The 19,703-nt window shown below is 35.9% G+C and carries 19 protein-coding genes; 13 read left to right on the top strand and 6 right to left on the bottom strand.

Annotated features, from left to right (window positions below; genetic code table 11):
* The first annotated feature begins 10 nt into the window (after nucleotides 1-10).
* The 3 genes from spoVAE to ACP3VS_RS02825 all read left to right on the top strand — a co-directional run bounded on the left by spoVAE (nucleotide 11) and on the right by ACP3VS_RS02825 (nucleotide 1,003).
* Entirely contained in the window at nucleotides 11-370 is a 360-nt protein-coding gene (spoVAE, locus tag ACP3VS_RS02835) for a stage V sporulation protein AE (protein ID WP_008174255.1), read from the top strand.
* A 65-nt stretch (nucleotides 371-435) separates the two neighbouring features.
* Nucleotides 436-618: a YjcZ family sporulation protein gene (locus ACP3VS_RS02830; protein WP_012292972.1), complete on the top strand. Its 183-nt coding sequence runs from the start codon at nucleotides 436-438 to the stop codon at nucleotides 616-618.
* 136 nt (nucleotides 619-754) lie between these two features.
* Complete coding sequence (locus ACP3VS_RS02825) at nucleotides 755-1,003, top strand: stage VI sporulation protein F (protein WP_008174251.1); 249 nt, start codon at nucleotides 755-757, stop codon at nucleotides 1,001-1,003.
* Nucleotides 1,004-1,122: 119 nt separating this feature from the next.
* Here ACP3VS_RS02825 and ACP3VS_RS02820 read toward each other — a convergent pair whose 3' ends face one another.
* The 3 genes from ACP3VS_RS02820 to ACP3VS_RS02810 all read right to left on the bottom strand — a co-directional run bounded on the left by ACP3VS_RS02820 (nucleotide 1,123) and on the right by ACP3VS_RS02810 (nucleotide 2,871).
* Nucleotides 1,123-1,551, bottom strand: a complete 429-nt coding sequence (locus ACP3VS_RS02820; protein WP_012292974.1) for a GNAT family N-acetyltransferase — start codon at nucleotides 1,549-1,551, stop codon at nucleotides 1,123-1,125.
* 3 nt (nucleotides 1,552-1,554) lie between these two features.
* Nucleotides 1,555-2,070: a YjcG family protein gene (locus ACP3VS_RS02815; RefSeq protein ID WP_008174247.1), complete on the bottom strand. Its 516-nt coding sequence runs from the start codon at nucleotides 2,068-2,070 to the stop codon at nucleotides 1,555-1,557.
* 81 nt (nucleotides 2,071-2,151) lie between these two features.
* Nucleotides 2,152-2,871, bottom strand: coding sequence for an alpha/beta hydrolase (locus ACP3VS_RS02810; protein ID WP_036160853.1), 720 nt, complete (start codon nucleotides 2,869-2,871; stop codon nucleotides 2,152-2,154).
* Nucleotides 2,872-2,983: 112 nt separating this feature from the next.
* Between ACP3VS_RS02810 and ACP3VS_RS02805 the strand changes: the two genes are divergently transcribed.
* Nucleotides 2,984-3,565 carry a phosphatidylglycerophosphatase A family protein gene (locus tag ACP3VS_RS02805; RefSeq protein ID WP_008174245.1) on the top strand — a complete coding sequence of 194 codons (582 nt, stop codon included), beginning with the start codon at nucleotides 2,984-2,986 and terminating at the stop codon, nucleotides 3,563-3,565.
* Between the two features lie 135 nt (nucleotides 3,566-3,700).
* On the opposite strand, the gene ACP3VS_RS02800 is transcribed toward ACP3VS_RS02805, so the two are convergent.
* From ACP3VS_RS02800 to ACP3VS_RS02790, 3 genes are read right to left on the bottom strand one after another with little or no spacing between them, the layout of a single operon-like run.
* A complete protein-coding gene (locus ACP3VS_RS02800; protein ID WP_012292977.1) occupies nucleotides 3,701-5,512 on the bottom strand; it encodes an ABC transporter substrate-binding protein in 1,812 nt (603 codons plus the stop codon).
* Between the two features lie 12 nt (nucleotides 5,513-5,524).
* Nucleotides 5,525-7,021 carry an ABC transporter permease gene (locus ACP3VS_RS02795; RefSeq protein WP_036167264.1) on the bottom strand — a complete coding sequence of 499 codons (1,497 nt, stop codon included), beginning with the start codon at nucleotides 7,019-7,021 and terminating at the stop codon, nucleotides 5,525-5,527.
* Between the two features lie 13 nt (nucleotides 7,022-7,034).
* Nucleotides 7,035-8,465: an ABC transporter permease gene (locus tag ACP3VS_RS02790; RefSeq protein ID WP_012292979.1), complete on the bottom strand. Its 1,431-nt coding sequence runs from the start codon at nucleotides 8,463-8,465 to the stop codon at nucleotides 7,035-7,037.
* Nucleotides 8,466-8,586: 121 nt separating this feature from the next.
* Here ACP3VS_RS02790 and ACP3VS_RS02785 point away from each other — a divergent pair, with 121 nt between their 5' ends.
* From ACP3VS_RS02785 to ACP3VS_RS02745, 9 genes are all read left to right on the top strand, one after another.
* Complete coding sequence (locus tag ACP3VS_RS02785; RefSeq protein ID WP_031418773.1) at nucleotides 8,587-10,326, top strand: ABC transporter ATP-binding protein; 1,740 nt, start codon at nucleotides 8,587-8,589, stop codon at nucleotides 10,324-10,326.
* A gap of 562 nt (nucleotides 10,327-10,888) precedes the next feature.
* Nucleotides 10,889-11,704, top strand: a complete 816-nt coding sequence (locus tag ACP3VS_RS02780) for a thermonuclease family protein (RefSeq protein WP_289449362.1) — start codon at nucleotides 10,889-10,891, stop codon at nucleotides 11,702-11,704.
* A 426-nt stretch (nucleotides 11,705-12,130) separates the two neighbouring features.
* Entirely contained in the window at nucleotides 12,131-13,282 is a 1,152-nt protein-coding gene (locus ACP3VS_RS02775; RefSeq protein WP_012292982.1) for a Gfo/Idh/MocA family protein, read from the top strand.
* A gap of 18 nt (nucleotides 13,283-13,300) precedes the next feature.
* Nucleotides 13,301-14,293, top strand: a complete 993-nt coding sequence (locus tag ACP3VS_RS02770; RefSeq protein WP_012292983.1) for an ABC transporter permease — start codon at nucleotides 13,301-13,303, stop codon at nucleotides 14,291-14,293.
* 13 nt (nucleotides 14,294-14,306) lie between these two features.
* Nucleotides 14,307-15,185 (top strand): carbohydrate ABC transporter permease, encoded by an 879-nt coding sequence (locus ACP3VS_RS02765; RefSeq protein WP_031418776.1) that lies wholly within the window; start codon nucleotides 14,307-14,309, stop codon nucleotides 15,183-15,185.
* 25 nt (nucleotides 15,186-15,210) lie between these two features.
* Nucleotides 15,211-16,821, top strand: coding sequence for an extracellular solute-binding protein (locus ACP3VS_RS02760; protein ID WP_031418777.1), 1,611 nt, complete (start codon nucleotides 15,211-15,213; stop codon nucleotides 16,819-16,821).
* A gap of 171 nt (nucleotides 16,822-16,992) precedes the next feature.
* Nucleotides 16,993-17,661: a YesL family protein gene (locus ACP3VS_RS02755; RefSeq protein ID WP_012292986.1), complete on the top strand. Its 669-nt coding sequence runs from the start codon at nucleotides 16,993-16,995 to the stop codon at nucleotides 17,659-17,661.
* Entirely contained in the window at nucleotides 17,658-18,836 is a 1,179-nt protein-coding gene (nagA, locus tag ACP3VS_RS02750) for an N-acetylglucosamine-6-phosphate deacetylase (protein ID WP_012292987.1), read from the top strand. The genes ACP3VS_RS02755 and nagA overlap by 4 nt, the downstream gene beginning before the upstream one ends.
* A 69-nt stretch (nucleotides 18,837-18,905) precedes the next feature.
* Entirely contained in the window at nucleotides 18,906-19,637 is a 732-nt protein-coding gene (locus tag ACP3VS_RS02745) for a GntR family transcriptional regulator (protein ID WP_031418781.1), read from the top strand.
* The last annotated feature ends 66 nt before the right edge of the window (nucleotides 19,638-19,703 follow it).

The raw sequence follows: 19,703 nt of genomic DNA, 5'->3' as shown, positions 1-19,703 counted from the left end.
AATTATGGTAATGACATTTGTATTTGCATTTATTGTAGGAGGCATTATTTGCGTCATCGGCCAATTATTAATGGATGTCGGTAATTTAACACCGGCTCATACATTAAGTACACTCGTTGTCCTCGGTGCTATATTGGATGGCATGGGGTTATATGAGCCATTAATTAATTTTGCTGGCGCAGGAGCTACCGTACCCATTACCTCTTTTGGTAATTCACTAACACACGGAGCAATGGCTGAGGCAGAAAAGCATGGACTGGTTGGCGTCTTAACAGGAATGTTTAAAGTAACAAGCTCAGGTATCAGTGCTGCTATTGTTTTTGCCTTTATCGGTGCATTAATTTTTAAGCCTAAAGGAAATATCGACTAGACGAATACCCCTCCCATTTCTACAACCAAAACATATTATAGGTTGTAGAAGGGAGGGGTGCTTTTATGGGATATCAAGGCTGGTCCTCACAACCGTATGGAAATAATGTTGGTGGGTGGAACAATAGCTATTGCGGAGGCAATAACTATAGTTATTGTGGAGGCAACAACTCTGGCTATGGTTCAACATTTGTTCTAATCGTTGTTCTATTTATTCTTTTAATTATTGTTGGCGCTACTTACATCTAATTTGATGAACATATTGTAAAGGCTTTAACTCTTATTTAGAGGGTTCACACCTAAATAAAGTTAAGGCCTCCACCATTTGTGAATGCTTCGGGCAAGTCGCAAGGTCAATTTGAGTTTTAATGATAGGAGGGAAAACATGCATCGCTCGTTATTTAATTCAATTGAGCAAAAAACAGGTGTTTCGATGGATGAAATCTTCGCATTAGCCAATGCCATTCAACATGCGGATTTTACAAGTGAAAAACAAGTAAGAAAAATCGTACGACGTGTTGCTAAAATATCTAACAGAACGATTACACAAGAGTTAGAGGATAAATTAGTACAATCTATTATTCAAGATGGAGCATCACTAGATTTCGATAAAATCACTAGAATGATGAAGTAGCGCATGGCATATCTACTTGGCAAAGCAGCTTGTTACGATAGAGTAGATAAATGGTGGCAAGCGAATTTTAGTTTAAAAAAGGGTGTTACGACATTGAACAATATCGTAACACCCTTTCATTAAATTTTTTTCTCCATTGCTCGATGTGGGATACCAGCATCCAAAAATTCTGGAGAAGTTACCGCATAGCCAAGCTTTTCATAAAAGGGAATCGCATGGCTTTGCGCGTGAAGCTTCAATGTTTCTTTAGAGATGGAAATGGCATATTTCTCCATTTCTCTCATTATTAAAGCCCCTAGTTTTTTACCGCGTTGAGATTGTAAAATACAAACCCGTTCAATTTTTGCTGTATTCTTTTCAATACTACGTAAACGAGCTGCTCCTACAGGCTCATCATCATCATACATAATAAAATGCGTTGCAGCTGCATCTTCAGCATCACATTCCAAGTGGAGTGGAACGCCTTGCTCTTCAACAAATACTTTTTTTCGTACAGCAAACGCATCATCATGTTCTTCCTTTGTTTCAACAATCTTAACGTTATACAATCATCACTCAGCTCCAGACAAACGGAATGTTTCGTATGTTGTCCATGAACCATCTTCTAATTGATATAAAAGATGAATGCGATCAATTGTATCCTTTTCATCTACACCAGTCATACGTAATTGACCAAAAATGTCGTCATGCTCGGAATCTGACATTTTTTGAGCGATTGTAATATGAGGTACAAATACATGTTTCGTTTCCCCATAAGAAATATTTTCTTGGATTTCATGTTGGAAAGCAGCTAATTGTTCAGTTGGCTCAATGCGGAAATAAATAGCATTGGTTGTAGGGAAAAACGAACTGATGCGTGATGCATGAATGTTTAAAGGCGCATATTTAGCAGCAAGTTCATCTAATTGCTTAACGATGGTTTGAATTTCTTCTTCAGACGCATCAAAGCTGTCTTTTAACGTCATATGCGGTGTAATCTTCGCGAAATGGGGATCATATCGTTTGCGATACGTGTTCGCTAAATCTTGCAATTTTTTTGATGGAAATGCCACAATACCGTACTTCATAGTCCATTACCTCCCGTAAATAAACAATTTTTCTATTTAAGTATATCAGAAAATCCACTTTTCGTAATTTAATCACTCACATTAATTAAAATTTTCAATTAATGCACGTCGAAGGTCGGGTTTCCAATATTTCCATGTATGATTGCCATCAAACTCGTCATAAAATATAGAAAACCCTTTATGAATCATAAGATCATGGAGCTGACGATTAGGTGTTAAAAAATCCTTCACAGATTTATCCATAGTGACTACTTGATCTTCACCCTTGCCAACTATATGGTAAATAGAAATGGCTGCTGGATCTTTGAAGTTTTCGACAGCCTTCAAAACTTCCTCATCCACGTATGGTGATTGTAGAATAACCTTACCGAAAATACTTGGATACTTTAATGCGGCCATTAAGGAAGCTGTAGCAGCCATCGAATCTCCAATCACTCCGCGACTCATACCCATTTGATACGTGGAAAATTCGTTATCTAAATAAGGTACTAGCTCATGTGCTAAAAAGCGAAGGTAAGCTTCATGCTGCTCACCGCTAGGAATATATTTATGACGTCGATCGTTAATATCTTTGTATGGAACAAATGCAATAATTAAATTTTCGATTTCATAGTCATCAATCAGTTCATCAGCTAGTTTTGTAATACCGCCAAGCTGGAAATAATCTTTACCATCCGATGCGATTAGAATGTTGTATTTATATAGTGGAGAATAATTTGCAGGAACATAAATATAGAGCTGTAATTCTTCCTGTAATGCTTCACTATAGAATGTTAAATCCTGTACTGTTCCCTTATCCAATGATGACACTCCTTCTTGTGTTTGTAACAAAATTGTACCATATTACAAAAGTAAAGGTATAATAGGTTGGGCTAGCACTATACTAGCAATAAAATCGAAATGAGGGGTAGCTATGCATAATAAAAGTATCCGTGTGCACTCTGATGAAGTAGCCAAGGCAGCACATGCTGCGTTAATTCGTAGAGGTGTAGCGATTGAGGATATCGCAAAAATTGTTTACGAAATGCAAAAAACCTATAATGAAGGTTTAACACTGGATCATTGTGTTCATTCGGTTGAGCGTGTACTGCGTAAACGAGAAGTGCAACATGCACTTTTAGTAGGGATTGAATTAGATGAGCTAGCTGAGAAAAAATTATTATCATCACCATTACAGCAAATTATTGAATCTGATGAAGGCTTATTTGGTGTGGATGAAACGATCGCACTAGGATCTGTATTTACATATGGCAGCATTGCAGTAACTACTTTTGGTCATTTAGACAAGCAAAAAATTGGGATTATTAAAAAATTAGATACAGAGCCTGGGCATCACGTTAATACGTTTTTAGATGATTTAGTTGGCAGTATCGCGGCTTCTGCAGCATCTCGCATTGCTCATCGTATGCGTGATTTAGAGGAAGAGGGCGAAACATTTGCAGATATCGAGCCAGAAGAGCTAGGACCAAAACCAAAATCACATAATGAAATATAAAATGAGTTTCTACTATAAAAAAAGAGCCTTTTACAATATGGAGAAGGGTAGACAAAAGCCATTGAGTTTTATTCTCAATGGCTTTTCTCATTTTTATCCTAACTATAAAGAAGACTCATATAACATCACTTTATATTACTTTTTATCGTTATAGGCTTTTAAAAATTCTTTTACTTTTTCGCTATTTGCTTCGAGTTTTAACCCAGTGTCAATTAAAGGAGATACAGTTGATACGGCAGGTTTTTTATTGCCTTGGTAATAGCTAATGAACTCGTCTTGGTTGATGGAGTACAAAATCGCTTTACGTAAATCAGCTGAATCGGAAACTGCACGACCAGATGTATTCATTTGTAAATAAGAAACAGCATTGCTATCGGCTGTATTTAAAGTTAATTTATCGTCTGAATTCACAATATCTAGCTTTGTTTCTGGAACTGTTTGAAGAACATGAATTTCTCCATTCCGTAATGCTGATAAAGCACTATCAACATCAGAGATGAAACGAACATTGATTTTTGAAATTTTTGGTTCATACTCACTACCAGCACGGTATGCAGGGTTTTTCACAAATTGTGCTTCATAATCATTTTTCTTTACTAAAATATAAGGACCACTTGCATAAAGCTGGTTGTTAAAAGTTGCAGAACCTTCAGTTACCGTAGCTTGATCACCATAGGCAATATCTTTGTCAGGGTTATAGTTAGCTACATCATACGTATTTATACTTGTTACTTGTTTTTCAGATACAATACCACCAGATTGGTGTGCTAAATAATTTAACACTTGTGGAAATGGTGTTGGTGTTGTAATTTTAACGACTTGATATGAACCAGAAGCATTGTTAACAGCCCCTTTGTCCTTTGCTAATTGCGCTACAGAGGCAGGGAGATTTTGTGATAATGCTTCGAGAACTGTTTGATCAGAGCCAGATACTTTTTTATTTTGTAATTCAGCTAAATCTGAAACAATCTCTACAGTTTCAATATTTTCATGGATACTATAAGTACGGTGATCTGGTACTGAATTAGCGTCTTTAGCACGGTTTAATGAGAATACCACATCTTCAGCAGACACTAAATCACCTGTATCAACAGCTGCGCCATCTTTCACTGCTGCGAAATGAATATCGTCGCGTAAAATAAAGTAATAGTCTTGATTGCCTTCTGCCATAACATGGTTATAAGATAATGAACCATCTGAAACAACGTCATCAGTGTCTGTTAAATTAACAAGACGAACATACATATTTGTATTTAATGTATTGATGGAACCATCATTCCCTTTAATCGGATCTAGAGAAGTTAGAGAGTTAATTGTTTGGTGTAAAATTAATGGTTCAGTAGCATTTTTAGCTGAATCATTAAATTCGATTTGTTCCCATACTTGCGCACGAGATTTTGGTAAATGAACTGTTTTAGGGTTTACTAGCTCTGAGTAGATTCCCTGATACTTATTGGAAATATATAAAGGTGCAATATAAGCTTGATCAAATACTAATAATTGCTCTAAATCTTTATATTTAGCCGCTGCTTCTTCTCCAGTTAATGTACTAGCCTCATCGATTAGGGCATCTAATTTTGAATCTGCAACAACACTGTAATCTCCACCAGTTTTAAATAATCCACGAACAGCATAGTCCGGGTTACCGGTTACTGTCGTCCAGCTTGAAAGAGCAAGATCATAGTTGCCTGCTTCTTTTTGGGCAGAGAATGAACCGTAATCTGGTTGAATATTAAGCTTTACATCAAAACCGTTTTTTACTAATTGGTCTCGAACAATATTCATATCTTCTTCAGAAGCTGCCATGCCTAATACTTCAATGGCTACTTTGCCCTTGCTCTTGTCACTATCTTTTGAATCTTTATTTCCTTCTACGTCAGTTTTCGTCTGTACACAGCCAGCTAAAGCTAATACTGCGACGAATAAAAATACAAGTAATTTCTTCATAGGTACCTCCAGTTAATTTGTTTTTGGATCTAAAGCATCTCGTAAGCCATCTCCTAAGAAGTTAAAGGAGAGGACAAGAAGCATAATACAAAGACCTGGGAAAATCGCAACATAAGAATGAGTTTCCAGGTACGTACTACCAACTTTTAAAATATTGCCCCATTCCGGGATGTGAGGTTCAATACCAAGCCCTAAAAAACTTAAACTACTTGTTGAAATAACTGCTCCACCAATTGTTAGTGTTGCTTTGACAATCATAGGTGCTAATGAATTAGGAACAATGTGCTTGAAAATAATAGCCGCATCAGATGCTCCCAAAGCTCTGGCAGATTCAACAAATTCATAATTTGCTAATTGCATGACATTTGCTCGCATGGTACGTGCATAGGTTGGGATTGCCCCCACACTAAGTGCAATAATGAGATTGATCGTGTTAGCACCAAATGCAGCAATAATAGCAATGGCCAACAAAATGCCCGGAATAGCATATAAAATATCTAGGCTTCGCATGATGACATTGTCAGTTGTTTTTCCGTAATAGCCGGAAAATGCCCCTAACGCACCTCCGACTAACGCAGGAATAATCGTTGAGAAAAATCCGACGATTAATGAAATACGTGCCCCAAATACAATACGGGAGAATAAATCTCGCCCATAATTATCTGTGCCTAGAGGATATTCTAATGAAGGTGTTTGCAGCAGAGCACCGTAGTTATTTTCTGTAGCAAAGTCATAGTCAAAGGTCCAAGTGCTTGTGACAGACAATGAAAACATAAAGATAATGAAAAATAACCCGAATACAGCCATCGTATTACGTAAAATCTTTTCCCATATTTTTTGCCACTTTTCAATAGAAGAAGGGTTTGCCCTTCTAGCCTTTTGAATAAGACTATAACCTAGTAATGTAGCAAATAGATTACCAGTGAAAGTAGCCAATAGTAATAAAACACCTGGAATAAGCATCCATCTTGGGGCCGCTGTAGGTGTGACAAACTTAACGCATAAAATGGTCATCACGATATAAATAAGCGCAAGTATGAAGAAAACACCCATCGCCAGTAAAAAGGTATCAGTTACATATGGTTTAAATAAGTTCAATGCTGCAATACCAATGATGAATAATTGTGTAATAAAGGCATAAGCAGCAAACGTATATTCGGCAGTCTTTCTTGTGGACACAAGCATAAACGCAAATGATGTAGAAAAAATATTGCCAGAAAGAACTGTTAATAATAGCGGATAGCCGAAAATACGAGTGCTTCTTTGGATCTCACCAAACTTTGCTAAATCCCTTTTTATTCGTAAATTTACAAAAGCCACATAGATCGTAGTAATGGCATAAATAACAAAGAATAGTAGTACAATGGGTCGCCAGCTATGGGTAGAAAAATTATAGCTATAGGCTAGAAACAATAAAGAAAACAGTAAGGAAAAGACAAAGGTAAAATGAGAATTGACATATTCCTGTGTAATCTTCAAGAGTAGTTTGACATGTAAGATGTTTTTCACAGGTGATCCTCCTTTAAGACTTCTTCATTTTCGAGCGAATGCGTGGATCAAAAAAGGCATACATGATATCAATCAATAAATTGACAATGGAAATCGTTATAGCGATATAAACAACGCCTCCAAGGATTGCGGGAATATCAGGAATAAATTGTTTATCAACAATATAGCTACCAATCCCACTAATATTGAACACCTTTTCTGTAACAGATGCGCCTCCCAACATACCTCCAAAAAGAAGTCCAATCACCGTAATAATAGGAATCATGGCATTACGAATGGCATGTTTTGAAATTACTTTAAATTCATTCAAGCCTTTTGCTTTAGCTGTAATAATGTAATCCTCGTGAATCACCTCAAGCATACTAGACCTTGTCATCCTGGCTATGGATGCCGTAATGGATGTCCCCAAGACAATAACTGGCATAATAAGGGATAACCAATTTTGGGGGTTATAGGTCGCTGGAAACCATTGTAGCTTTAACGCGAACGTTAAAATAAAGATTAAACCTTGCCAAAAGCTTGGAATGGATAAACCAATTAAAGCAATAAACATAAAGGTATAATCCAAATACGAATTTGGACGAACCGCTGAAATAATACCTACTGGAATGGCGATAGCAATCGCCATTAACAGTGATAATACGGCTATTTCAAGTGTGACAGGAAATTTATTTGTAATGCTGTGCGTAATATCTTCTTTACCTGCAAAGGATGTGCCTAAGTCAAAAGTAAATAGGCCAGATAGTGAATGCCATAATTGAGATAAATAAGGTTGATCCAAACCATGAATGCGATTAAAGTTGGCGATTTGCTCTGCTGTCGCTTCAACACCGAGCAAGTTTCTGGCTGGATCGAAAGGTGATAGATACAAAATTGTAAACACTAACGTTGCCACTCCAACAATGACAATGAAGCTTTGTAAAATTCTTTCAATGATAAATTGCAAAAACGGGTTCGCACATAAGATTAGCACGACATAAAATAAAACAGCTGGTAGAAAGGTAAGAGCTACAAAATATTTGTTTTTCAGTTGCTGATTAAAAAATTGATCATAAGTTAATGGTTGTATACCTTCATTTTGTAAATCTTGGTCCACTAGCTGTTGAAGCCTTTGTTTGGCTAATTCATTAGCAGTTTGCTGTATTTGCGATGATGACGCAGCCTCTTGAAAAAATGAAGCTTTTGCTATTTCTTGCTGTTCAAATGATTGCTGCCAATGTGCAAATAAACCATTTTCTAAGTAATATTGACTACGCAATTCAAAAGCCTGATCATAAGTATTTGAATGTTTCTTATTCCGATAGATAAAGTATGTAAATGGATGAACCAAAATACTTAAAAGGAAAAGTAGTATATTGTAAGGCTTTTGGTGCATTAGTTTTTGATAAACCATAGAAAAGAACATAAATTCCTTAGGTTTTAAATGATTTTTTGAAGTAACCATGCATTTCCTCCAAGCGTTAATAAAATATTCAACACTATATTGTATAATTCCTATCAGTATTGTAAAGTATGGATTATAGTTGAAAGTAAGTCAATCACAAATTTCAAAAAGGATGGGTCGAATGAGCGAAAAGCTTTTAGAAATCAATAATCTTCGCGTTTCCTTTATCACTGGGGAGACAGAGTTTGAAGCTGTAAAAGATGTAAACTTCCATCTAAATAAAGGTGAAACACTCGGAATTGTAGGTGAATCTGGGAGCGGAAAAAGTGTAACAGCACGTTCCATTATGCGCTTATTACCATCTCCACCTTCATTTTTAAAATCGGGTAATATTATATTTAAAGGTCAGGAGTTAACGGAATTAGCGGAAAAACAAATGGAAACAATTCGTGGAAAAGATATTAGCATGATTTTTCAGGATCCTATGACATCTACAAACCCTACTATAAGAATAGGAGATCAAGTGGCTGAAAGTTTAATCAAGCATCAATCTATGTCAAAGACCGAAGCCTACACAAAAACCATTGAATTATTAAAACTTGTTGGCATTCGTGATGCAGAAGAGCGTTATCGACAATATCCACATGAATTTTCAGGTGGTATGCGACAACGTGTAATGATAGCTATGGCACTTGCATGTAATCCATCACTGCTGATTGCGGATGAGCCAACGACTGCATTGGATGTAACCATTCAAGCCCAAATTTTGAAATTGATGCGAGATATGCAAAAGAAAATGGGCACATCTATTATTTTAATTACACATGATTTAGGCGTCGTTGCTGGTATGTGTGATCGTCTCATTGTCATGAAAGAAGGAGAAATTGTTGAACAAGGGACGACGGAAGAGATTTTTGCGAATGCGCAACATCCATATACCCAAAAATTATTGAATGCGCTACCAAAACTACATGAAAAAAAGCAGCCAAAAGAAATTTCCAATATCCAACCAGGTATTGACCCAAATAAACCTTTGATAGAAGTCACACATCTGTCAAAGGAATTTTCATTAGGCAAAGGCCAAACATTAAGAGCTGTCAATGATTTATCGTTTCATATACTTCCAGGGGAAACTTTAGGCTTAGTAGGCGAATCAGGATCAGGTAAATCTACCACAGGCCGAACTATTCTACAGCTTCATCAACCTACTAATGGAGAAGTTTTATACCAGGGGATTCCTGTCACGAGACTAACGAAAAAGCAATTGAAGGCGATGCGTCGCCATATGCAAATTATTTTTCAAGACCCCTATTCATCGTTAAATCCTCGAAAAAAAATCTTAGATATTATTGGGGAAGCTCTTGATATTCATGGCCTAGTGAAGTCACATGATGAAAGACTAGGACGAGTGGAGGAACTGCTTGAGCTTGTTGGTTTGAAGAAAGAACATGCTATGCGCTATCCACATGAATTTTCTGGAGGTCAACGACAACGGATTGGGATTGCGAGAGCATTAGCGGTCGAGCCCAATTTTATAGTTTGTGATGAACCATTATCGGCCCTAGACGTATCCATTCAAAAACAAATTGTGGATTTACTAAAGGAATTACAACAAAAGCTTGGGTTGACGTATTTATTTATTGCACATGATTTATCGATGGTGAAGCATATTAGTGATCGGGTAGCAGTTATGTATGCGGGGAAAATTGTAGAATTGGCTGAAAGTGAAGAGCTATATGCAAACCCACAGCATCCCTATACACGTGCACTATTACAATCCATTCCAATTCCCGATCCAGCGATTGAAAAGCAGAAATATAGTGATGCTGAAAATACAGACGACGTGAAAGTTCACTACGAGGTAGAAAATAGCCAGCTGGTAGAGGTTTCTCCAAATCATTGGGTAGCCGTTTCAACATGATGGCTGTCATATTATAGGACAATAGAGACAGGTAGCAGGTTTCTACTGAAATGAACAACCTTTAATTAAACTATATTAAAGCATAGGATGGAATATCTACATTACATGTACATATTTATTTGCATAAATAAAATGTAGTTGCATATAATGGAAATTCTTTAATACATTCAAAGAATTATAGAAAAATATATATTTGTTACAAGGGGATTATGTAGTGACTGTACATAATCTTTTTGATTTAGAATAATTTTGAATCTATATAAAAAGGGCTAGGACATGTTATTATTAGTGTAAATAAATAGCTGAGGGAGATAAAAGTGAAACAATCAGATATTAAAACGCTAATAACTAGTGGAACAATTATTTTGGCTGTTGTTTTATATTTAATATTTAAATAAATATATGTATAAAAGTCTTCAGTTGTTACAATGACTGAAGGCTTTTAATTTCAATACAGGAGTATTATAAAAGGTAGGAAGGAAGCTATTTATAGGAAAATTAGTTAACGGAGGAGATTTTTTAATTTTAATAGGGGATATTAATTAGAAAGTAGCGTGTAAATTTGAAGAAAATTATTTTTGCTTTATTCATTTCTACATTGGTTTTGAATGCATGCACAGAAGAAACTAGTACGAATATCATTAAGACTGACGATATAGAAGATCTAATATCTTCAACGATAGAAAATGCAGAGAAACACGATGTAAGTCAGTTTGAAGAATATGAACTAGAAAGTGTCATTGACGGCGACACAATACGAATAAAATATAATGGAAGCTCTGAAAAAGTTCGTTTTTTACTTGTTGATACCCCGGAAACTAATCATGAGACACTAGGAGAGCAACCATATGGACCAGAAGCTAAAGAATTTACTAAACAACTATTAGCTGGTCAAGATACAGTCTATTTAGAGTTTGACGTTTCTTATCGTGATAAATATAAAAGACTACTTGCCTATATTTATACCAAAGAAGGTATAAGTGTTCAGGAGCAGTTGTTAAAAAATGGATTAGCACGTGTAGCATATATATATGATCCAAATACTAAGCATGTAGATTGGTTTAAATCGATTCAAAAAATTGCACAACAATCAGCTATTGGGATATGGTCGGTTGAAGACTATGTAACAAATCGTGGATACGATAAAGATGTATACGATGCTGCCATAAAAGAAGGAAACCAGTCTAACATAGCTGAGGATAAATCGAATACCAATACTAAGAAGGACAGGTGCGAAATCAAAGGAAATATTAATTCCAAAGGTAACAAAATTTATCATATGCCAGGGCAACGGGACTATGATAATACAGTAGCTGAGGAGATGTTCTGCACTGAAGAAGAAGCAGAAGCCGCTGGGTTTATTCCAGCTAAGCAATAAAATCAAGTATTTCTGCTCCTATAAAATATCTGAGTCAGGTAACCCCTGTGCTCAGATATTTTTTTTGATCAACATGGGTGATTGAGTCTAAAATAGCTAGCGTACTGTTGAAGAACTTGGTATATCCGAAAAAAATTTAAATGAAAAGAGTAGTAGATTGAGCTTTTAAGGAAGCGTTATATTTTCTAAATTTTAGGATGAGTCAACTCATGTGAATAGCATTTGATGCATACAAGCAACCATCATTTAGGTATTGACATACTAAGTATAGGAATTATATATTTATCCCAGTTAAATTTTTTGAATATTCATTATATATTAACTTGTACCTACAACGTGTTGACGTGTAGTTGTGTTGTTATGGATAATTGAGGTTATTTACGTTTATGAATACAGGGCCATAAGGATGAAACGAGGGGGAAAAAAATGAAAAAAATAAGAATAGGTGTTATTGGAGCTGGTTTAAGAGGGGGCTTGGCACAATACTGGCATAAGCCTACCGGGGAATCAGAAATAGTAGCGTTAGCCGATATTTCTCAAGAACGTTTAGAAAAATTTCAGGAGAAATTTGATACACCTTTATTTTTAACAAAGGACTATAAAGAGTTATTAACAAGAGATGACATCGATGCAATTGCGGTTTTATCGCCAGATTATTTACATGAGGAACATATTATTACTTGTTTAAAAGCGGGTAAGCATGTGTATGCGGAAAAACCATTAGCCATAACGGTAGAAGGTTGCGATCGAATATTAGATGCATGGGAAAAATCAGGAAAGCATCTCATGGTGGGCTTTAATATGCGCTATATGAGTATGTATCAAACGATGAAAGGCCTAATTGATTCAGGTGCCATTGGAGAACTAAAGGCAATATGGGTGCGACATTTTGTTGGATTCGGTGGTTATTTCTACTACCACGATTGGCATGGTAATTCAAAAAATACAACCTCTTTACTACTTCAAAAAGGCTCACATGATTTAGATGTCATTCATTGGATTTCAGGGAAATATACGCAGAAAGTATCTGCGTTTGGTAGCTTAGATTATTATGGTGGAAATCAGCCAAATACATTAACATGTCCTACCTGCGATCAGAAAAAAACTTGTCCAGAATATGTTGCCCATACATTTACAGAATGTGCGTTCCGTGAAGAAATTGATGTGGAGGATAATAATATGGTCATGATGGAATTAGAAGGTGGCATAAAGGCTTCTTATTTACAATGTCACTTCACACCAGATTATTCGCGGAATTATACATTTATTGGTACGAAGGGGCGTATTGAAAATGATGATATCAATAATAAAATTTATTTAAAAACACGAAAATCAAATTCTTGGGAGGAACTAAGTAATGTTGTTTACGAAATGAAGCCTGAGGAAGGAAGCCATGGTGGTGCTGATCCAAAAATTGCCCAAGATTTTGTAGAACTCATCCTCTACGATAAGAAACCTTTAACAACGCCATTTGCCGGACGAATGAGTGTAGCAGTGGGTTGCGCGGCTACAGAATCCATTCGTAGCGGAGGTAAGGTTATTGAGATTCAGAAGGAATCTACCATTCTGCAACATTGATAAATAGGGGGTGTAGTCATGACGCTTTTAGATAAAACAACTGTTGAGGAAAAGCCATTTAAAACAAAACGTTTTTTCAAAAAGCAATCAAAGGTAAAGAAAAATCACCTGGTTGAGTGGAAAAAATCTATCAAAAAAAATTGGGAGCTCTATTTATTACTAGCCCCTGTTATCCTTTACTTTCTAGTTTTCCATTATTACCCACTATATGGTTTGCAAATTGCCTTTAAAGATTTTATTGCTACTAAGGGAATTATGGGGAGTCCGTGGGTAGGATTAAAGCATTTTGAACGCTTTTTTGATAGCTACTATTTTTGGCGTTTAATCAGAAACACAATTGGGATTGGCGTATTTACGCTACTTATTTCTTTTCCAATACCCATCATTATCGCCTTGCTACTAAATGAAGTGAAGAGTCTTCGTTTTAAAAAATTTGTACAGACAGTCATTTATGCCCCACATTTTTTATCCACAGTAGTAGTTGTTGGGATGCTATTACTATTCTTAAAATCGGATGGGATGATTAACCAAATGATTATGTTGTTTGGGGGTACACCCGTAGATTTTATTTCAGAACCTACATGGTTTAAATCCATATATGTACTGTCTGATGTTTGGCAAACGATGGGATGGAGTTCCATCATCTATATTGCAGCTTTGGCTGCCGTAGATCCAGCACAGCATGAGGCAGCAATGATAGACGGAGCATCAAAATTTCAAAGGATTATTCATATCAATATTCCTGCGATTTTGCCGACGATTATCATTTTATTTATCTTAAATGTAGGATCTGTCATGGCCATTGGATTTGAAAAAGTATTTTTAATGCAAAATGATTTAAATATGTCGGCATCAGATGTTATATCCACTTTTGTTTATCGTAGCGGAATTTTAGAGGCACAATATAGCTTTTCGGCAGCAGTTGGTTTATTCAACTCTATCATTAATTTTATCCTCCTTATTATGGTTAATAGAATAGCTAAAAAAGTGAGTGATACAAGTTTATGGTAAAGGAGAGATTGACATGAAAGAATCAAAGGGCGATCGTGCGTTTACTATCTTTAATTATATTTTTTTAGCCATTGTAGCAGTTGTTGTTTTGTATCCACTTATTTTTGTTTTGAGTGCTTCTCTTAGTAATCCTGAGTATGTCATTTCAGGGGATCTATGGCTATGGCCAAAGGAATTTACAGTGGAGGCTTACGAAAAAGTATTCCAAAATCCAGATATTATTAATGGATTTATTAACACGTTGAAATACACATTCTTTGGAACGTTACTTAATATCGTAATGACCATTTGTGCAGCCTACCCTCTCTCTCGTAGACATTTGAAAGGAAAGGGCTTTATTATGGCATTTATGGTATTCACCATGTTTTTCAGTGGGGGATTAATTCCTACCTATCTATTAATCCGTGATTTGGGCATGATAAATACATTTTGGGTCATGATTATTCCGAATGCAGTAGCTGTATGGAACATCATTATTATGCGGACATTTTTTCAATCCATTCCATATGAATTAGAGGAATCGGCCATGATTGATGGTGCAGGGAACTTCCGTATTTTATGGAGTATCGTACTTCCATTATCATTACCTGTTATGGCAGTCATGGTTTTATTTTACGCTGTAGGACATTGGAACTCTTATTTCCAGGCATTGATTTACTTGCAAGACCAAGATAAGTTTCCATTACAACTTATTCTGAGGCAAATATTAATTCAAGGACAAGCTGACGATATGATTAAAGCGACGTCAGAAAGCTTTTTAGCTCAAAAACTTAGCGTTGAAGGGTTAAAATACGCAGTTTTAATCGTTGCTAACCTACCAATGTTAATGCTTTATCCATTCTTACAAAGATATTTTGTAAAAGGTGTCATGATTGGTTCATTAAAAGGTTAAAGAATAGGGGCGATTTTAAGTGAAAATGAAAAAAAAGCATGTTTATGGTTTTGTAACAAGCCTGATGTTAGCTGCAAGTTTATTAGGAGCATGTTCGGATAATAAAGAAGCTGGTGGAGTAAAAAGTGATAATATCGATAATTTGAATGTGACGGGTATGCCGATTGCAAAGGAGAAAATTGAAGTCGATGGTTTTGCAGCAAAGTTTTTTGCATCACAGGATTGGAATCATCTAATGTTATGGGAAGAATACGAGAAAATGTCTAACATCCATATGAATTGGACAACGGTTCAGACAGAAGTATTAGCAGACAAAAAGAACTTACTTTTAGCTTCAGGAAACTATCCGGAAATATTTTTTGCATCAGCATTTTCCAAAACAGATTTAATCAAGTACGGTCAACAAGGTGTATTCTTACCGTTGAATGAATACATCGATCAATATGCACCAAATTTTAAAAAGCTATTAGAAGAATACCCATCTGTCAAGCAAGGTGTGACAATGGCAGATGGAAATATCTATGGCTTTCCAACAATTTACGATCCAAAATTTTCATCACTTCGTGTTGGAGCGCCATGGATTAACCAAACATGGCTTGATAACCTAGGCTTACAATCACCAGAAACAACAAAAGATTTATACAAAGTATTAAAAGCTTTTAAAGAGAATGATCCAAATGGTAATGGTTTACAAGATGAACAAGGCTGGGGAACTGGTTATGGTATTGAACAAATTATTTCTTACTTAAGAGGATCGTTTGGCTTGAATAAGCAAGGAACGATGAATCTGAATTTAGATTTTAAAGAAGGAACTGAGGAATTCCGATTCGTGCCAACAACTGACGAATATAAACAATTACTTGAATATTTAAATAAGCTTTATAAAGAAGGTTTAATTAATAAGGATGTGTTTACGACTGAGCCACAGAAATTTGCGGCAGAAGCAGCAAAAGGAACGTTTGGTATGCTTAGTGAAGTAGACCCTAAAGAGTTATTTAAACTAGATGGTTATACGGGTGCCCAAGTTTTAGAAGGACCTAATGGGGATCGACAATATACTGCAATGACTAATGGTCTTGGGAATCTAGGAATGTTTGTCGTAACAGATAAAGCGAAAAATCCTGAAGCTATGGTTCGTTGGATTGATCATTTATATGGTGATGAAGGGGCTAAAATGTTCTTTATGGGCTTTGAAGGTGTCACTTACGAAGAAAATGAGGATGGAACTATTCAATATATCGACAGTATTACGAATAATCCAGATGGCAAAAACTTAGACCAAGCAATAAGTGATTATCTAACATGGCCAGGTGGTTATTACCCTGGGATTGTTACGCAAAAGTATTTCCAAGGTGCAGAGGCTAAGGAAAATTCTCTTAACAATGCTAAGCAAGTTATGCCATATGCTTTGAAAGATGATGAAATTATTCCAGGGTTAAATTACACTGTGGAAGAAAATGATCGAGTGTCCGCTGTTTTAACAGACATACAAACCTATGTAAATGAAATGACAGCAAGCTTTATTACAGGAAAAGAAAGCTTCGATAAATGGAATGACTATAAGAAAACAATAGAGAAGATGGGCTTGCAGGACTATATGGAAGTGGCACAAGGGGCATATGACCGTTCTAAATAAGGAGGTTCAGATTCTCCCTCAAACTTAACAAGAAAAGGTCACATAGGCTATAAGTTTATCTTGCATAACTGGGCTTATGTGACACTCTCTTGTTCGACCTTCAATGATGGATGTAGGGAGTGTATAAAAAGAAAATATTTAGGAATGCGTTATCGTAGGGAGGTAATGGACATGGAATTGGAAGGGTGGAAAGGTAAACTATACTGGTTTGTAGAGTGGATCACATTGTTAGCGGTGTTACAGTTACTATGGACAGGCTTAGCTTTATTAGGATTGTTGTTATTTGGAGTAGCCCCAGCGACTGTTGCCATGTTTACTACTTTACGTAAAAGGCTACAAGGAGAAGATGATTTAAAACGATTAGTCAAAATCTATTGGAATACATATAAAGCTGAATTTATTCCATCCAATAAAATAGGTATGATTCTACTGTGTGTTGGCTACTTTTTAACGATTAATTTTCAAATCATTTTAACGTTTCATGGCTTACAAGGTCTACTGTTACTAACAGCGTTTATTTCTATTTGTATACTTTTCGGTATGATTGTCGTAAATATATTTCAACTATTCTCCCATTATAATTTGCCAACACTACGCTACTTTGCTGCTTCAATCATATTTAGTATTGCGTATCCATTACAAATGATTAGCAATATTGTAGGGCTTGTAATTCTTTATAAAGTGTATAGCTGGTTGCCTGGCTTAATACCGTTTTTCGGTGTTAGTTTAGCTGCATTATTTTTAACGTGGATGTCATCCCATATATTTAAGAATGAGAGCGAAGTAGAGAAACATACTAATCTACCACATTACTCTGTTGAGAGAGGGATAACCTCATGAATAAAATATGGATTATTAATGCGAATATCGTGATGGAAAATCAAATTATCAATAACGGATTCCTAGTAATGTCGGAAGGGAAAATTACAGTAATTGATCATATGGCTAATTGCCCTACCCTCGCTTTAATAGAGAATGTAATTGACTGTCAGCAAAGAGGCTATATTATCCCTGGAATGATCGATATCCATATACATGGTGCTGTAGGCCATGATTTTATGGATGCGGACTATATTTGTTATTCGAGAATTGCAAAGTATTTAGCCAGTGAGGGAATAACTGCTTTTTTAGCCACAACGATGACAGGCTCTATGACGGAGATTGAAGCTGCTGTTGAGGCACTTGCCTATTATTATAAAAACCAACCGACAGCAGTACCTGAGATGTTAGGAATTCATTTAGAAGGTCCATTTATTAGTCAATTAAAAAAAGGGGCACAATCCGAAGCATATATTTTAAAACCAAATGTGCAACAATTTAATGACCTGTATAATAAGTCTCATCATTCGATTCGTATTGTCACATTTGCGCCAGAGGAAGACAGCAGTTTTGAATTACTACACGAATTAACTAGTAAAGGGGTTATTGCATCTATTGGTCACTCTAATGCTGACTATGATACAGCACAACATGCATTAAAAGCTGGTATTAATCATGCAACACACCTATTTAATGGCATGAGTGGACTGCATCATCGTGATCCAGGTGTTGTTGGAGCAGTACTTTTATCAGAAGATGTGTATGTGGAAATAATTCCAGATAATATACATGTTCATAAAGATTTACTACCAATGGTTTATAAACTGACAGGCTTGAATCGTTTGCTCGTCATTACAGATGGTATGCGTGCAAAGGGGATGCCAGATGGTATGTATCATTTAGGTGGTAATGAAGTAGAAGTAATGAATAATCAATGTATTCAACGTAAAACAGGTTCCTTAGCAGGAAGTGTATTGAATATGAATGCGGCAAGAAAGAACATAGAAGAATGGCTTACACTTTCACTTGCTGAGCAATTACGTGTTGTTTCCTTAAATCAAGCAGAGCATTTAGGCATGGACAATCGTAAAGGGTCTATTGCACTAGGAAAAGACGCAGATATTGTTTGGTTGAATGAGGAAGGGGAAGTAGAGAAAACTTTTTGCTTAGGGATTCTTGCCTTTGAAAAGGATTGATATATCAATAGGCATCCTATTATATAGATGGTATATTGATTACAAAACCTAGAGAAGGAAGGAAAAAAGATGCATTTATTAGATCAATCTAGTGTAATCCCATTATATCATCAACTGAAACAAATTTTATTTGGGAAAATTCAATCAGGTGAATGGAAACCAGGAGATAAAATTGACTCGGAAAATCAATTGATGGAGATGTTCCGTGTTAGTCGAAATACAGTAAAAAAGGCAATAGAGGAATTAGTAAAGGAAGAGAAATTATATCGGATTCAAGGGAAAGGGACCTTTGTTTGCAAGCCTAGACTTGAACAATCTCTTGGAGGGTTTTATAGCTTTAGTCGCATGATTCAAGAAAAGGGATTTAATCAAAAAGATGAAGTATTAGAAATACAGAAGGTATATCCATCAATGAAGGTTAGAACTAATTTAGCATTAGAGGAAAACGAACAAGTTGTAGAAATGAAGCGTTTACGATTTGCAGATAATGAGCCGATTATTTTGGAATCATCTTTTTTACCATTAAGCCTAATTAAGGATATTGAAATATTACGAGAAGTAACGTCTTCGTCCTTATACAGTTTATTAGCCGAACGTTTTAACATTATTGTTGTAAGGGCGAGAGAAGCCTTTGAACCTGTCCTTATCAAGAAAGATGAAGCATCTTTATTGAAAACAGAGGCTGGAAAACCAGCTTTATTACTGGAGCGGACTGCGTTTGACACTTCAGGGAAACCAGTGGAGTTCTGTATTTCGATTGTTAGAGGAGATCGTTGCCGTTTTTATACGGAATTAAATTAAAATTTAATAGTTTGCTTGATTTATTTTTGTTATAGATTATACCAACAACCCATTGAGGGAGGAATT

Source organism: Lysinibacillus sp. VIII_CA, assembly GCF_049943995.1.
In the GTDB taxonomy this organism is placed as follows: domain Bacteria; phylum Bacillota; class Bacilli; order Bacillales_A; family Planococcaceae; genus Lysinibacillus; species Lysinibacillus pinottii.
Note: the sequence above shows the minus strand (reverse complement) of the source record. Positions and strands in the feature narration are given on the sequence as shown.

What these genes read in the sequence shown, in the direction of transcription:
- ACP3VS_RS02770 (WP_012292983.1), top strand. Translation starts at nt 13,301, where the DNA reads ATGACGCTTTTAGATAAAACAACTGTTGAGGAAAAGCCATTTAAAACA.
- ACP3VS_RS02805 (WP_008174245.1), top strand. Translation starts at nt 2,984, where the DNA reads ATGCATAATAAAAGTATCCGTGTGCACTCTGATGAAGTAGCCAAGGCA.
- ACP3VS_RS02755 (WP_012292986.1), top strand. Translation starts at nt 16,993, where the DNA reads ATGGAATTGGAAGGGTGGAAAGGTAAACTATACTGGTTTGTAGAGTGG.
- ACP3VS_RS02790 (WP_012292979.1), bottom strand. Translation starts at nt 8,465, where the DNA reads ATGGTTACTTCAAAAAATCATTTAAAACCTAAGGAATTTATGTTCTTT.
- ACP3VS_RS02745 (WP_031418781.1), top strand. Translation starts at nt 18,906, where the DNA reads ATGCATTTATTAGATCAATCTAGTGTAATCCCATTATATCATCAACTG.
- ACP3VS_RS02765 (WP_031418776.1), top strand. Translation starts at nt 14,307, where the DNA reads ATGAAAGAATCAAAGGGCGATCGTGCGTTTACTATCTTTAATTATATT.
- ACP3VS_RS02760 (WP_031418777.1), top strand. Translation starts at nt 15,211, where the DNA reads ATGAAAAAAAAGCATGTTTATGGTTTTGTAACAAGCCTGATGTTAGCT.
- nagA (WP_012292987.1), top strand. Translation starts at nt 17,658, where the DNA reads ATGAATAAAATATGGATTATTAATGCGAATATCGTGATGGAAAATCAA.
- ACP3VS_RS02815 (WP_008174247.1), bottom strand. Translation starts at nt 2,070, where the DNA reads ATGAAGTACGGTATTGTGGCATTTCCATCAAAAAAATTGCAAGATTTA.
- ACP3VS_RS02830 (WP_012292972.1), top strand. Translation starts at nt 436, where the DNA reads ATGGGATATCAAGGCTGGTCCTCACAACCGTATGGAAATAATGTTGGT.
- ACP3VS_RS02800 (WP_012292977.1), bottom strand. Translation starts at nt 5,512, where the DNA reads ATGAAGAAATTACTTGTATTTTTATTCGTCGCAGTATTAGCTTTAGCT.
- ACP3VS_RS02825 (WP_008174251.1), top strand. Translation starts at nt 755, where the DNA reads ATGCATCGCTCGTTATTTAATTCAATTGAGCAAAAAACAGGTGTTTCG.
- spoVAE (WP_008174255.1), top strand. Translation starts at nt 11, where the DNA reads ATGACATTTGTATTTGCATTTATTGTAGGAGGCATTATTTGCGTCATC.
- ACP3VS_RS02775 (WP_012292982.1), top strand. Translation starts at nt 12,131, where the DNA reads ATGAAAAAAATAAGAATAGGTGTTATTGGAGCTGGTTTAAGAGGGGGC.
- ACP3VS_RS02785 (WP_031418773.1), top strand. Translation starts at nt 8,587, where the DNA reads ATGAGCGAAAAGCTTTTAGAAATCAATAATCTTCGCGTTTCCTTTATC.